This window comes from Chryseobacterium sp. AG363, assembly GCF_003610675.1.
Lineage (GTDB): Bacteria > Bacteroidota > Bacteroidia > Flavobacteriales > Weeksellaceae > Chryseobacterium > Chryseobacterium cucumeris.
The window spans coordinates 60,056-73,835 of sequence record NZ_RAQF01000006.1 but is presented as its reverse complement, the minus strand read 5'-3'; the positions used below and the strand labels follow the sequence as shown (position 1 = coordinate 73,835).

Genomic DNA, 13,780 nt, shown 5'->3' with positions numbered 1-13,780 from the left:
CTACTCTAGAACTGTTTTGTTTATACAGCAAAGGCCAGAAGAAATATCTGGTAGAATGCCTGTCTGCAAATATTTATATTGAGAAGAGTTATGAAATCAAAATCGGATAGTTTACTAATTTCCCTTTACCAGAAAGGTGATGAGAATGCATTATCAACCCTCATTCACCGTCATCAGAGAGAACTTTTTACATTCATTTTTTACAAAATTAATGATGAAGATTTAGCTAACGATATCTTCCAGGATACATTCATGAAGATTATTGTCATGCTGAAAGAAGGACGCTATAACGAAGAAGGCAAATTTATTCTTTGGGCGAAAAGAATTTCCCACAATTTAATCATTGATCATTTCAGGTCAAAATCCAAGAATATCAAAGTTTCAGAAACTACTTTTGAAACAGATGAATATTCTATCTTTGATTTGATCAGAGAACCTTCAGAAAATATTGAGGACCAGCTTGTGACCAACCAGATTCAGGAGGATCTTATGAGGATGTTACTGTTTTTGCCACAAAACCAGCAGGAGGTAATCAAACTGAGGTTTTTTGATGGTCTGAGTTTCAAAGAAATTGCAGACCATACAGAGATGAGCATTAATACTACGCTAGGAAGAGTAAGGTATGCACTGATAAACCTGAGAAAAATCATGGACGAAAACAATATAATATTAACCAGATAAATAATATTTTGTAAAATTTCACGTTTTTAAGGAAAACATACTTCGCTTATGAAAAAAAATGACTCCTTAAAAGTGAAAACTTTGAAACCTAAGAAACAAACAATTGATTTTTTGCTGAATTTTTCCAAAAGCCTTGAGATTGTGAAAAGCAAGAGCAAAAATTATCCTATTACAAAAAATTAAAATTATTAACTTTGTGCTGTATGAAAATGCAGCACGTTTTTTTTGACCTGGATAATACACTCTGGGATCACCGCAGAAATGCCTATCTTACCATTAAAGATCTTTTTGAAAAACAGGAAATTACTTCAAAATATCATATTGATTTTGAAGAGTTTCATTCTGTCTATCACAATATTAACGAAGAGTTGTGGGAAAAGATCAGAGACGGAATTATTGGCAAAGAGTACTTGAGAGAACACCGTTTTTATGATTCATTCAAACATTTTGGAGTAGATAATAAAGAGCTTGCCCTTTATTTTGAAGAAAACTTCCTTGATAATATTGTGAGTCATAACGAATTGGTAGAAGGTGCAGAAGATGTTTTGGAATATCTGAAAGCTAAAAATTATACACTGCACATTATTTCCAATGGTTTTCAGGAAGTAACGGAAAGGAAATGTACCCTGTCCGGAATTGCACCTTATTTTAAGACTATTACCAGTGCAGATGCAGTAGGGGTAAGAAAACCCAATCCAAGGATTTTTGAATATTCATTAGGCCTTTCTGAAGCCAGCAAAGAAGAAAGTATTCTGATTGGGGATGATTGGATTGCAGATGCCATGGGAGCTACAGATTTCGGAATGGATGCGATCTTCTTCGATGTTTATAAAGAAGATAAGCAGAAAGAAGGTTTAAAAGCCATTACCCATCTTCAGCAGATCAAAGAATATTTATAGAAATATATAAGATCATAAGATTTGATAAAAAGCCACTAAGACCGCCTTAGTGGCTTTTCTGTTTTCAATTTTCATAAATCAATACAAACATTGGTGATCATCTGTTTCAATGTGTGGTTAACTTAAATTTCTCCACCAAAATCATTTTTCCCAATTCTTTCCCAAATTGATTAGCAACTTTGCTTCATAATAATAACAGAAAATGTAATAGTATGAAAAATGTAAAGAAAATCACAGGAGTATTAATGATTATTTTTTTATTAGTGGGAGGCTTAGTAGCCGCACAGGACAGAGCAATCAATGCGAATCAGTTACCGAAAACAGCTAAAAACTTTCTTGCTGCTCATTTTAAAGGAATACCTGTGACCTCGGCAATAGAAGACAGAGAAATCTATGGAGTAGATGAGTACAAAGTATATCTGACGAACGGAATGAAAATGGAGTTTGACAGCAATGGAAACTGGAAAGAAGTGGATGGAAAACACCAAAAAATTCCATATGGTTTCATTCCTGTTTCAATCAGAAATTACATCACGAAAAACTTTCCTAACACTTACATTATTAAGATTGAAAAGAAAAGATGGTCTTATAAAGCAGAACTTTCCAATGGATTGGAGCTTGAATTCGATAGAAACGGGAATTTTAAAAAAATCGATGATTAACACTTAACCGAATACAAACACTAAATAGTAATACTATGGTCAATTGGAATGTAATAAAGAGTAACGGAAGAAAGATGTCTTCTGCTCAGATTAGAAAGAATATGGTATCATTTATGACAAGAAATCATCCTTGCAGCATCATTGATTCTATTGAAAAAGAACACAGTGCTTACAAAATTCATTTGATGAATGGTCTGTGTCTTGTTTTTGATGCAGATGGCCTGAATGTGAAATCAAATTAGATTCTTTATGAAAAAGAACCTGAGGGAATCCGGCAGAGAGCATTTCCATTTTGTAGATTTATTATCAGTAATTTATCACATAACCCTTATACTGATGATATTATCGTAGACTTTCGGATGTATATTCCTTTCTCCAGCTTCCCTCCTTATAATTTCCTATATTTGACATAAGTTAATCGTGCACCAGAGCATATAGATCCGGAATATGAAGATTTTAATAGTAGAAGATGAACCCGAACTGAAAGATACCGTACAGAAATTTCTGGAGGCAGAACACTTCATTGTAGAGTATGCAGAAAATTACAGTGGCGGACTGGAAAAAATTATTTCTTACGAATACGACTGTATTTTGCTGGATATCATGCTGCCTGACGGAAACGGAATCGATCTGCTGAAAGAGATCAAAAAAATGCACAAGAAAGACCCTGTGATCATCCTTTCTGCCAAAGACTCAGTAGATGATAAGGTGGCCGGACTGGAAATAGGAGCAGATGATTATCTTGCTAAACCTTTCCATCTTGCAGAACTGATGGCGAGAATCAAATCTGTGATCAGAAGAAAAAATCAGGATGGCGAAAATATCATCCGCTACAAAAATATCAGCATTGACCCGGAGAACAGAACGGTGAAAGTAGGTGATGAAGAGCTTGTTCTTAACCGTAAAGAATATGACCTTCTCTATTATTTTGTGATTCATCCGGAAAAGACCTTACAAAAAACAACACTGGCAGAAGCCATCTGGGGAGATTATATCGATCAGGCGGACAGCCTGGATTTTATATATTCCCAGATTAAAAATCTTCGTAAAAAACTGAAAACCCTCAATGCAGAAGCTGATTTCCAGGCTGTATACGGAATAGGATATAAATTCATCTGATGAAGACTTCATTAAAATATTACACGATAAAATACCTGATCATGATCCTGCTGCTGATTATAGCAGTATGGGCAGGTCTTTTTTATGCCTACATTCTGGATGAAGTACACGATAATGTAGATGATGGTTTAAGAGATAGAAAAATACAGATTATTAAAGCTGTTTATCTTAATCCTCAGCTTTTGAAGAATAATGAATTTGGATTCAATGAATTTAAAATCAATCCGATCAAAGCCGCAGATTATCAGAATAAAAGCAGGCTGTACAATAAGATGTATTATATGGAATATGATGATAAAGACCAGCCTTACAGGGTTTTGGAAGCCGACTTTATTGATCAGTTCAAAGGGCATCAGCGGCTTGTCATCAGAACATCTACGGTAGAAGAAGACGAATTGATATATGATCTTACAACAGCCTTAATTGTGCTTTATATCCTTTTGGTGATAAGTATCGTAGCAGTTAACGGATATCTCCTTAATAAAGCTATGAGACCATTCTATCAGATATTGGATAAACTTAAAAAATATCAGTTTGGAATTCCTTTTTCTCAGGAAAAGCAGAACTATAAGATCACCGAATTTGAAGAATTAAATGTGGAAATCAATGAAATGATTGAACGTAATGAATTGGTTTTCTATCAGCAGAAACAGTTTATTGAAAACGCTTCCCATGAGCTTCAGACTCCTTTGGCTATCGTGATTAATAAAATTGATCTGATGATCCAGAATGATGATCTTGATAAAAAGAACCTTACTTTTCTTACTGAAGTAAAGAATGATCTGAGAAGAATGGTTGGGTTAAACAAATCGTTATTAATGCTTTCCAAAATTGAAAACAGTCAGTTTAATAAAACTTCAGATGTTGATTTTAATGTGATGATCGCTCAATTAGTTCAGAATTATGAAGATTTCATTGCATTCAAAAAAGTAGAGGTCAGTATTATTGAGAAAGGAAAATTTGTTGCGGATTTTAATCAGGATCTTGCAGATATTCTTTTATCCAACCTTCTTAAAAATGCAGTTAAATATAACCATCAGGAAGGGATTTTAAACATTATCGTGGAAAATAATCGGATAACATTTCAAAACAGCGGAAGTGCTGAACCTTTAGATAAATCCAGAATCTTTAACCGTTTCTATAAACGGGGATCAGATCATACTTCTACAGGATTAGGGCTGTCTATCATCAAAACCATTATCAAGCAATATCCGGGCTGGGATATTAATTACGAATATGGAGATCAGATGCATTACTTTATTCTGACAAAGAATAATGCCCAATAATAATACTTTATATCAATAGAAAAAGCCTTTCAGACGAAAGGCTTTCTTATGTTTAAAACTCAGGATTAAAATCCTAAACTTGTTCTTACTCTTTTAAGTGTTTCCAGCGCGATAGGTCTTGTTTTTTCCGCTCCTTGCTGAAGTTTTGCTTCAAGTTCATCAAGATTATTCATGTAATAAGTGAACGTTTCTCTTTCTTTCTCAAAACGTACCAGGATAAGATCCAGCAATTCTTTCTTAGCATGTCCGTATCCGAAGTTTCCGACAAGATATTTTGCTCTTAATGCTTCAGTCTGTTCAGTCGTAGCAATCAGCTGATAAATCTGGAATGTTTTATCCGTTTCAGGATCCTTAGGTTCCTCTAAAGACTTGGAATCTGATTCAATGCTCATCACCTGTTTCTTCAACTCCTTTTCAGGTAAGAAAATGTTGATGATATTTCCTCTTGATTTTGACATTTTCTGTCCGTCTGTCCCGGGAACATATTTAGTGTCCTCCTGAAGTTCAGATTGTGGAAGAACAAGAATTTCACCCATCTGGTTGTTGAATCTTGAAGCTACATCTCTTGCAAATTCCAGGTGCTGAAGCTGATCTTTTCCTACAGGTACAATTTCAGCATCATACAGTAAAATATCTGCAGCCATCAGAATAGGGTAGGTAAACAGACCGGCATTTACATCCTGAAGTCTGTCAGCTTTATCCTTAAATGAATGGGCTAATGTTAATCTTTGGTATGGGAAAAAACATGATAAATGCCAAGAAAGTTCACAGGTTTCAGCGATATCACTTTGTCTGTAGAAATATGTTTTTTCAGTATCCAATCCACAAGCAAGCCAAGCCGCAGCAATCTCGTAGGTATTTTGTCTTAAAGTCTGCGCATCCTTAATCTGTGTAAGCGTATGAAGATTCGCAATAAATAAAAATGATTCATTTCCTTCCTGTTTGGATAACTCAATAGCAGGAATAATGGCCCCTAATAAATTTCCAAGATGGGGTGTTCCGGTGGCTTGAATGCCGGTAAGAATTCTTGACATTTGTTTACAATTTATATTTAAAAATTAATGAATAGCAAATTTACGAGGTTTGACGGGAATAACGAAAGATAAAAGATAAAAGATAAAAGATAAAAGATAAAAGATAAAAGATAAAAGATGTTGTTATTAAAATTCAATAGGGGTGGGCTTCAGCCCAGCCAGCTTAAAATTCAACATCTATCCATTGGCTTTAGCCAAAACGTATCAACCTTCAATAATCTATATCTCTTTACGCATCATCCGTGAAAATCTGTGCAATCCGTGGGAAAAATATTAAGGAATCACAATTTTTTCTCCTCCAAATTTCGGTTCCACACCAAAAAGAAGATCCCAATAGGCTTTAGCTTTTGCAAAATACTCTCTTAAATTGGTCTTTAAACCTGCATACTTATTCACATCCGCTGCATTGTATCCAAAGGCTTCCATACCATTTTTTCTGGCCAGGAAAACGGCCCTTTCATTGTGAAACTTCTGAGAGATAATGATCAGTTTTGTCTGGCTGAAAATATCCTTTGCTCTTACCACGGAATCCAGCGTCCTGAATCCTGCATGGTCTAAAATAATTTTATCCTGTGGAATTCCTTCCTGCATCAATGCCAGCTGCATATCTTCAGGTTCGTTATAATCCTTGGTACTGTTATCACCACTAACGATGATGTATTGTATTTTCCCGCTTTTGTATAAATCACTTGCAGCCTTAATTCTGTTATAGAAATAAGCATTTGGAGTTCCATTGCTCAGAAGTTTTCCGGTTCCCAGTAATAATGCGGTTTTTACTTGTGGTACATCAGCAGTATTGTAGGAAAGAAATGGTGCGCTGTCACTTTTGATGCTGTAATTCGCCCAGGCAATAAAAATAATTCCTGCAACGAAAAGAAGCAGGAAAAATTTAATAATATTTTTGATTATTTTTTTCATCCGAAAATATATCTTTTAAAACTCCAGACCGTTTGGGAAAGCTTTTTTTCTGAATATTAATAAGAATGCGGCACCTACTGTGATCGCAGAATCAGCAACATTGAAAATATATTTGAAGAACTCAATATGTTTTCCTCCTATCAAAGGCCAGCTTTCAGGAACGTACCAGTCTACCACCGGGAAATGAAGCATATCCACTACACATCCTTTCATAAATGTGGAATATCCGTGTCCGAAAGGAACAAGTTTGGAAATTCCGCCATAGCCAATCCATCGGTCAGTGCTGGCGTCATAAACTGTTCCGCTGTCGAAGATCATTCCATAGAACATTCCGTCAATAAGATTTCCGATAGCGCCTGCAAAAATGATCGCCATGGGAACTAAAAGATAATTAGAAGCTCCTTCTTTCAACCATTTTTTGAACATATAGATCATCCCTCCGATCAGGAAAACTCTGAGGATAACCAGAAAATATTTCCCGATAATTCCTCCGAAATGAAATCCATAGGCCATTCCGGGATTTTCCACAAAAGTTTTGTTAAAGAAACCATTGATAACAGGAATGCTCTCATTCAGTTCAAAATGGGTTTTGATATAAATTTTTGAAGCCTGGTCAATGAATAACACTAAAAGTGTTATTGCTAAGATCTTTTTCATTATTGTCCTTTAGGTTTTGAAGGCTTTGAAGCCGGCTTTACATTTTTATTATCGCTTGCTTTCTTGACCACTTTCTGTCCATTGAAAGAGCTCTTAACATGTGCTTTTTCAAATTTAATGCCCATTTCTTTGAGTACGCTTTTCAGTGCACTCAGCTCCATAGAATTCTTAGGATGTACTATGATAGATTCCATTTCTTATATTTATTATTTACATTTTGGACAGCTCATCAAGTCTTTTCCTGTCTTTCTCAGACAGATCATTCACTCCGTTTTTGCCCATCTTACTCAAAAGTCTGTCGATTTCTTTCTCCCGCTCGCGTTTATCAGAATTGAATTGATCATCAATGGTATAATTATAATTTTTTTTCCGATCAGGGAAGAATCTGTTTTTGATCCATTCTCTGTTGAAAAATAATATAACTACGGCAATGATCACTCCCAAAATTAATAATTCGTTCATGGGTATACATTAAAAATTAGGTTTATAAAGTATCCGTAAATACGATATAAACCCAATGTTATTTTACAAACCTTACGGTTATTTTTGCATGTTTTTCGCTTCGATGCTCAACGTAGCGTGAGGAACGGCTAAAAGCCTTTCCTTAGGAATCAGCTTTCCTGTTACTCTGCAAACACCATACGTTTTATTTTCGATTCTGATCAAAGCATTTTTAAGATCACGCACGAATTTTTCCTGTCTTCCTGCCAAAATAGAATTCTGTTCTTTGCTCAACGTTTCTGCTCCTTCTTCAAAAGCTTTGAAAGTAGGAGACGTATCATCAGTACCATTATTCTGGTCATTGATAAAACTTTCTCTGATAAGCTGAAGATCCTTTTCTGCTTTTTCTATTTTTTCTTTAATGATCGCTTTAAATTCCTGTAAATCAGCATCGCTGTATCTAACTCTTTCGTCTGACATATTCTTTCTCTTTTTTAATAAAATTATGAAATGGAATTTGAAATATAATAACTACAGGTTAATTTTTTTCAACATTTATCTTAAAATTAACCTCATCTATTTCGATTTCGTTAAAATTTAAAAGTGAAGATACAATTTCTATTTTATTTGACAAGACTTCGGAAGAAATATATTCTTCATTTTTCTTAATCTCATTCAGGAAAGGAGAGCTTTCTTCCAATGTGATTGAAATTCTGTCTGTCAGATCAAAGTCTTTGTCTTTTCGCAGGTTCTGAATTCTGTTGATGAATTCTCTTGCGATCCCTTCAGATTTTAACTCATCGGTTAACGTCAAATCTAATGCCACAGTTGTTTTTCCATCAGAAGTTACTGTCCATCCCGGGATATCTTTTGTAGAAATTTCCACATCATCAAGAGTGATCTCATATCCCTGAACGTCTGTTTTCCCTTCTTTTTCAAGTGTGGAAATCTGTTCTGCTGTAAGGTTGCTAATCTCTGCACCTACCACCTTCATATCTTTTCCTAATTTAGGACCAAGTGCTTTGAAGTTCGGTTTTATCTGTTTTACAATTAAATGGGATGCTTCTTCAGCATTAATTAACTGTAATTCTTTCACGTTCACTTCCTGCTTGATCAGATCTGCAACTGCAAGAATCTGCTCTTCTGTTTTAGCATCCAGTACAGGAACCAATACTTTTTGTAAAGGCTGACGAACTTTTACATTTTCTTTCTTTCTCAATGAGAAAACCATACTTGTAATGTTCTGTGCCAGATGAGTCTTTTCAACCAGATCCTGATCGATTAAACTTTCATCTGCTACCGGGAAGTCTGTTAAGTGTACAGATTCACAGTTTTCTTTACCTGTTACCTTATTCAGGTCCTGATATAACTGATCCATAAAGAACGGAGCAATAGGAGCGGATAATTTTGCTACTACTTCAAGACACGTGTATAGAGTTTGGTAAGCGGAGATTTTGTCATCAGAATAGTCTCCTTTCCAGAAACGTCTTCTGCATAATCTTACATACCAGTTACTCAGGTTATCGTTCACAAAAGTACTGATCGCTCTTGCTACTCTTGTCGGCTCATAATCTTCATAGAATGCTTTCACCTCTTTGATCAGAAGATTAAGCTCAGAAAGGATCCATCTGTCGATTTCCGGACGGTTTTCCACTTCTTTTTCTGAATAGTTAAAGCCATCTACATTCGCATACAAAGCAAAGAATGAATAGGTATTGTAAAGGGTTCCGAAGAACTTTCTTCTTACTTCGTCGATTCCTTCGATGTCAAACTTCAGGTTTTCCCATGGGTTGGCATTGGAGATCATATACCAACGCGTAGCATCCGGTCCGTATACAGCAAGTGTTTCGAACGGATCTACGGCATTTCCTAAACGTTTTGACATCTTCTGCCCGTTCTTGTCCAGAACAAGACCGTTACTCATTACATTTTTATAAGCAACTGAATCAAACACAGCAGTCCCGATAGCGTGAAGCGTATAGAACCATCCACGCGTCTGGTCAACACCTTCTGCGATAAAATCAGCCGGGAATGCTTTATTATTGTCGATTAATTCTTTATTCTCAAAAGGATAATGCAACTGGGCATAAGGCATAGAGCCTGAATCGAACCAAACGTCGATCAGGTCGCTTTCACGCTTCATTGCTTTTCCTGAATCAGAAACCAATACCACTTTGTCAACCACGTTTTTGTGAAGATCCACAAGTTCATAGTTAGACTCTGACATATTTCCAATGATGAAACCTTTGAAAGGGTTTTCAGTCATCAGTCCTGCTGCAATTGATTTTTCGATCTCGTTATAAAGTTCCTCTACAGAACCAATGATCTTTTCTTCCTTCAGGTCATCTGTTCTCCAGATCGGCAACGGAATACCCCAATATCTTGAACGGGATAAGTTCCAGTCGTTTACATTTTCCAGCCAGTTGGCAAAACGTCCTTCACCCGTAGCTTTTGGCTTCCAGTTGATGTCTTTGTTTAAATTAACCAGTCTGTCTTTTACAGCAGTCATTTTCACAAACCATGAATCCAACGGGTAATACAATACCGGTTTATCTGTTCTCCAGCAGTGTGGATAGGAGTGGACATATTTCTCTACTTTGAAGGCTTTGTTCTCTGTTTTCAACAGGATCGCAAGTTCTACATCCCATGATTTCTCAGGAGCCGTTCCTTCGTCGTAATATTCGTTTTTGATATAAGTTCCGGAGAATACCGCAGGAACATTATCTCCTTTGATGAATTTACCCTGTAAATCTACCAATGGTACAAGATTGTCATTTTCATCTTTTACCAACATCGGTGGAACCTCAGGCTGAGCCATTTTAGCTACTCTCGCATCATCAGCACCAAAAGTAGGAGCCGTGTGAACGATACCTGTACCATCTTCTGTGGTTACGAAGTCACCAAGAATCACTCTGAATGCATTCTCAGGGTTGTCATTAGGTGTAAACCACGGAACTAATTGCTCATATCTTGTATCAACAAGCTTTTCTCCTGTAAATTCCTTTACTATTCTGAAAGGAATTACTTTCGTTTCCGGAGTATAGTTGGCAAAATCTTCATCTGTACCTTCTGCATATTTTTTACCGAAAACTTTAGGTAAAAGAACGCTAGATAAAACCACTGTTACAGGTTCAAATGTATATTGATTGAAAGTTTTAACTAAAACATATTCAATATCTCTCCCTACGGTAAGAGCCGTATTGGATGGAAGCGTCCACGGGGTGGTCGTCCATGCAAGGATATGAACATCTCCGTCAACATCATTGAACAATGCTGAAGAGTCTTTCTTTACTTTAAACTGAGCCACAACCGTTGTGTCCGAAACATCACGATAGGTTCCGGGCTGATTCAGCTCGTGAGAAGAAAGTCCTGTTCCTGCTTTTGGAGAGTAAGGCTGGATCGTGTAACCCTTATATAACAAGTCTTTGCTATACAACTGCTTCAACAACCACCAAACGGTTTCCATATATTTTGACTTGTACGTGATGTACGGATCATCAAGGTCTACCCAATATCCGATTTTCTCCGTAAGGTTATTCCATACGTCGGTATAACGCATTACCGCTTCACGGCAAGCTTTGTTATAGTCTTCAATAGAGATTTTTTTGCCAATATCTTCTTTCGTGATTCCTAACTCTTTTTCTACACCCAGTTCCACAGGAAGACCATGCGTATCCCAGCCTGCTTTACGGAAAACCTGCTTTCCGTTCTGAGTCTGGTAACGGCAGAAAATATCTTTCAATGCTCTTGCCATTACGTGGTGAATTCCAGGCATACCGTTTGCTGAAGGCGGACCTTCGTAAAAAACAAACTCAGGATTTCCCTGACGAATCTCAACACTCTTATTGAAGGTTTTATTTTGTTTCCAAAATTCCGCTACATTCTCTGCTATGTCAATAAGGTTGAGGTTTTTGTATTCTTTAAATTGGCTCATTGTAAATATCTCAATATCGTTGATTAATTAAGTCTGCAAATTTACTAAAATTTGTCGGTTTATAATATATGTTTTATTTAGGTAATTTCTATTAAAAAGTTCAATTTCAGAAATATAATAAAGAAAGTGGGGGAAAGTGAATGGTGAATAGTGAATAAATGAATTTTTTCTGACAACTTTTATGTGAGATTTTATGCAGTATATTCAATAGAAGTGGACTTTAGCCCACTTGAATAATAAAGTTTATTTATGGCTTTAGCCAAAACTTAATGGTAACGCAAAGTTCACAAAGATGTATGGATAATGTAAGATCGATCGCAAAGACGTTTCACTCAGCAGGGGAAATATGGGGTGAGAAAAACAAAATTGATTCGAAGATTGGCTAGAGTACGAAGCACTGATTGGCAGAAATTTTGTACATTTAAGTAGACCTACTAAACCCAAATGCTGTATGAAAATCTTTTATTACCTGATGCTTTTTGTTTGTTTTATCAACACAGGCATTGTACAAGCTCAAAATAATTACCCTCAAAATTATTTCAGAAATCCATTAAACATTCCCATGCAGCTCGCTGCCAATTTTGGTGCTGTGCGGACCAACCACTTTCACATGGGACTGGATCTGAGAACCAACAGCCAGGAAAATCTGCCGGTTCTTGCCGCTGCAGAAGGTTATGTAAGCAGGATAAAAGTAGAACGGTACGGATTTGGAAATGCAGTGTACATCACTCATCCCAATGGTTATACCACGGTATATGCTCACCTGAATAAATATTTCAATCAACTTGATGAATACGTAAAGGAGAGGCAATATAAAGACGAAAAGTGGGAACAGGATATTACTTTTCAGCCCGGACAGTTTCCTGTGGAGAAAGGACAGCAGATTGCTTTAAGTGGAAATACCGGAGGTTCGGCGGGTCCGCATCTGCACTTTGAAATAAGAGATACCAAAACAGAGGAATGCTTAAATCCGTTACTTTTTGGCTTTGCCATTCCTGATAATATTGCCCCGATTATTAGCGGATTGTATTGGTATGACCGACGTTTCAGTACGTATGAACCAGGAGCAAATAATATTGCCGTAAAAAAAGAGGGAAATGCTTATACGGCTAATCTTGTTCAGGTGAGTTCTCCGGAGATAAGTTTTGCCATTAAAGCTGTAGATAAAGCCAACAAAGGATTTAATCTTGGTATTTATCAGACAGAACTGTTTATGGATGGCAATCTGATGTACAGTTTTAAAATTGATAAGATCCACTATGATGATACCCGATACATCAACGGTTGTATAGATTATACCAAATTCATAAGAGATAAAATGGGAATCCAGCACCTGTCTGATTTACCTGGAATGAAACTGCAGCATTATAGTCTTCCAAACTTAAGTGGGATTATCAAACTTCAGGATGAAAATGTTCATGCCATTGAAATTGTCCTGAAAGATGTCAAAGGAAACACAAGCCGGTTAACAACAAAACTTCAGTTAAGCAAAACATCAGACAAAATATCTTATACTGCAAAAACAATAATGGCTAATCAAGGGAAAATCATTACCACAGAAAATACAGAGATTGCTTTTAGTAAAAATGCCATGTATGATGCTGTAAATTTCAGTGCCTATGAAAAACCTGATACAGATCCGAATGCAGTTTCAAATACGATTGTTTTGCATAATCCATATATTCCCGTCCAGGATGAATATACTTTGAAAATAAAACCGGATAGAAAATTAACCAATACAGAAAAAGATAAAGCCATTATTCTTCTTGACTATGGCAGTGATAAAACCGTTGTCAAGGTAAAATGGAATGGTGATTGGGCAGAAGGGAAATTCAACAGATTGGGTACCGCAAAATTGTTGATTGACAATAATCTTCCATCCGTTTCATCAGGCTGGGCAGAAGGAGCATTAGTTAATAGCAGTTCATTACTCTTAAAAGGAACAACGAAAGTGGGTGATATTATTTCATTCCGTGCCGAACTGGATGGCAAATGGTTGAGGTTTACCCGTGTAAAAGATAATTTTGTCTACATTTTTGATGAAAAATGTCCTAAAGGAAGTGGTTCTCATACTTTAAAAGTAACAACTATCAATACTGCCGGGAATACCAATACACAAACTTTTACGTTTAGGAGATAATTCATCTTT

The 13,780-nt window shown here is 36.2% G+C and carries 14 protein-coding genes; 7 read left to right on the top strand and 7 right to left on the bottom strand.

Going from position 1 to position 13,780, the window contains the following annotated elements:
• The first annotated feature begins 90 nt into the window (after positions 1 to 90).
• The 6 genes from DEU39_RS20665 to DEU39_RS20640 all read left to right on the top strand — a co-directional run bounded on the left by DEU39_RS20665 (position 91) and on the right by DEU39_RS20640 (position 4,647).
• The gene (locus tag DEU39_RS20665) at positions 91 to 681 is read left to right on the top strand and encodes an RNA polymerase sigma factor (protein ID WP_062675980.1); all 591 of its coding nucleotides are present in this window, start codon (positions 91 to 93) and stop codon (positions 679 to 681) included.
• 203 nt (positions 682 to 884) lie between these two features.
• Entirely contained in the window at positions 885 to 1,580 is a 696-nt protein-coding gene (locus tag DEU39_RS20660) for a YjjG family noncanonical pyrimidine nucleotidase (protein ID WP_062675979.1), read from the top strand.
• 212 nt (positions 1,581 to 1,792) lie between these two features.
• On the top strand, positions 1,793 to 2,242 hold the full coding sequence (locus tag DEU39_RS20655; protein ID WP_120233226.1) for a PepSY-like domain-containing protein: 450 nt from the start codon (positions 1,793 to 1,795) through the stop codon (positions 2,240 to 2,242).
• Between the two features lie 35 nt (positions 2,243 to 2,277).
• A complete protein-coding gene (locus tag DEU39_RS20650) occupies positions 2,278 to 2,484 on the top strand; it encodes a PepSY-like domain-containing protein (RefSeq protein ID WP_120233225.1) in 207 nt (68 codons plus the stop codon).
• Between the two features lie 205 nt (positions 2,485 to 2,689).
• Positions 2,690 to 3,361, top strand: coding sequence for a response regulator transcription factor (locus DEU39_RS20645; protein WP_062675977.1), 672 nt, complete (start codon positions 2,690 to 2,692; stop codon positions 3,359 to 3,361).
• Positions 3,361 to 4,647, top strand: coding sequence for a sensor histidine kinase (locus DEU39_RS20640; RefSeq protein ID WP_120233224.1), 1,287 nt, complete (start codon positions 3,361 to 3,363; stop codon positions 4,645 to 4,647). Before DEU39_RS20645 ends, DEU39_RS20640 begins: the two co-directional genes overlap by 1 nt.
• 65 nt (positions 4,648 to 4,712) lie before the next feature.
• On the opposite strand, the gene trpS is transcribed toward DEU39_RS20640, so the two are convergent.
• The 7 genes from trpS to ileS all read right to left on the bottom strand — a co-directional run bounded on the left by trpS (position 4,713) and on the right by ileS (position 11,631).
• On the bottom strand, positions 4,713 to 5,681 hold the full coding sequence (gene trpS / locus DEU39_RS20635) for a tryptophan--tRNA ligase (RefSeq protein ID WP_120233223.1): 969 nt from the start codon (positions 5,679 to 5,681) through the stop codon (positions 4,713 to 4,715).
• Positions 5,682 to 5,954: 273 nt separating this feature from the next.
• The gene (locus DEU39_RS20630) at positions 5,955 to 6,599 is read right to left on the bottom strand and encodes a vancomycin high temperature exclusion protein (protein WP_120233222.1); all 645 of its coding nucleotides are present in this window, start codon (positions 6,597 to 6,599) and stop codon (positions 5,955 to 5,957) included.
• A 15-nt stretch (positions 6,600 to 6,614) separates the two neighbouring features.
• Positions 6,615 to 7,256 (bottom strand): lipoprotein signal peptidase, encoded by a 642-nt coding sequence (locus tag DEU39_RS20625; protein ID WP_034692496.1) that lies wholly within the window; start codon positions 7,254 to 7,256, stop codon positions 6,615 to 6,617.
• Positions 7,256 to 7,450: a DUF2683 family protein gene (locus DEU39_RS20620; RefSeq protein ID WP_062675973.1), complete on the bottom strand. Its 195-nt coding sequence runs from the start codon at positions 7,448 to 7,450 to the stop codon at positions 7,256 to 7,258. The genes DEU39_RS20625 and DEU39_RS20620 overlap by 1 nt, the downstream gene beginning before the upstream one ends.
• A gap of 16 nt (positions 7,451 to 7,466) precedes the next feature.
• Positions 7,467 to 7,718 carry a DUF6576 domain-containing protein gene (locus tag DEU39_RS20615; protein WP_062675972.1) on the bottom strand — a complete coding sequence of 84 codons (252 nt, stop codon included), beginning with the start codon at positions 7,716 to 7,718 and terminating at the stop codon, positions 7,467 to 7,469.
• A gap of 78 nt (positions 7,719 to 7,796) precedes the next feature.
• Positions 7,797 to 8,177, bottom strand: coding sequence for a TraR/DksA family transcriptional regulator (locus DEU39_RS20610; protein ID WP_002983772.1), 381 nt, complete (start codon positions 8,175 to 8,177; stop codon positions 7,797 to 7,799).
• Between the two features lie 58 nt (positions 8,178 to 8,235).
• Positions 8,236 to 11,631, bottom strand: coding sequence for an isoleucine--tRNA ligase (ileS, locus tag DEU39_RS20605; RefSeq protein WP_120233221.1), 3,396 nt, complete (start codon positions 11,629 to 11,631; stop codon positions 8,236 to 8,238).
• A 451-nt stretch (positions 11,632 to 12,082) separates the two neighbouring features.
• Between ileS and DEU39_RS20600 the strand changes: the two genes are divergently transcribed.
• On the top strand, positions 12,083 to 13,771 hold the full coding sequence (locus DEU39_RS20600; RefSeq protein WP_120233220.1) for a M23 family metallopeptidase: 1,689 nt from the start codon (positions 12,083 to 12,085) through the stop codon (positions 13,769 to 13,771).
• Positions 13,772 to 13,780: the final 9 nt, after the last annotated feature.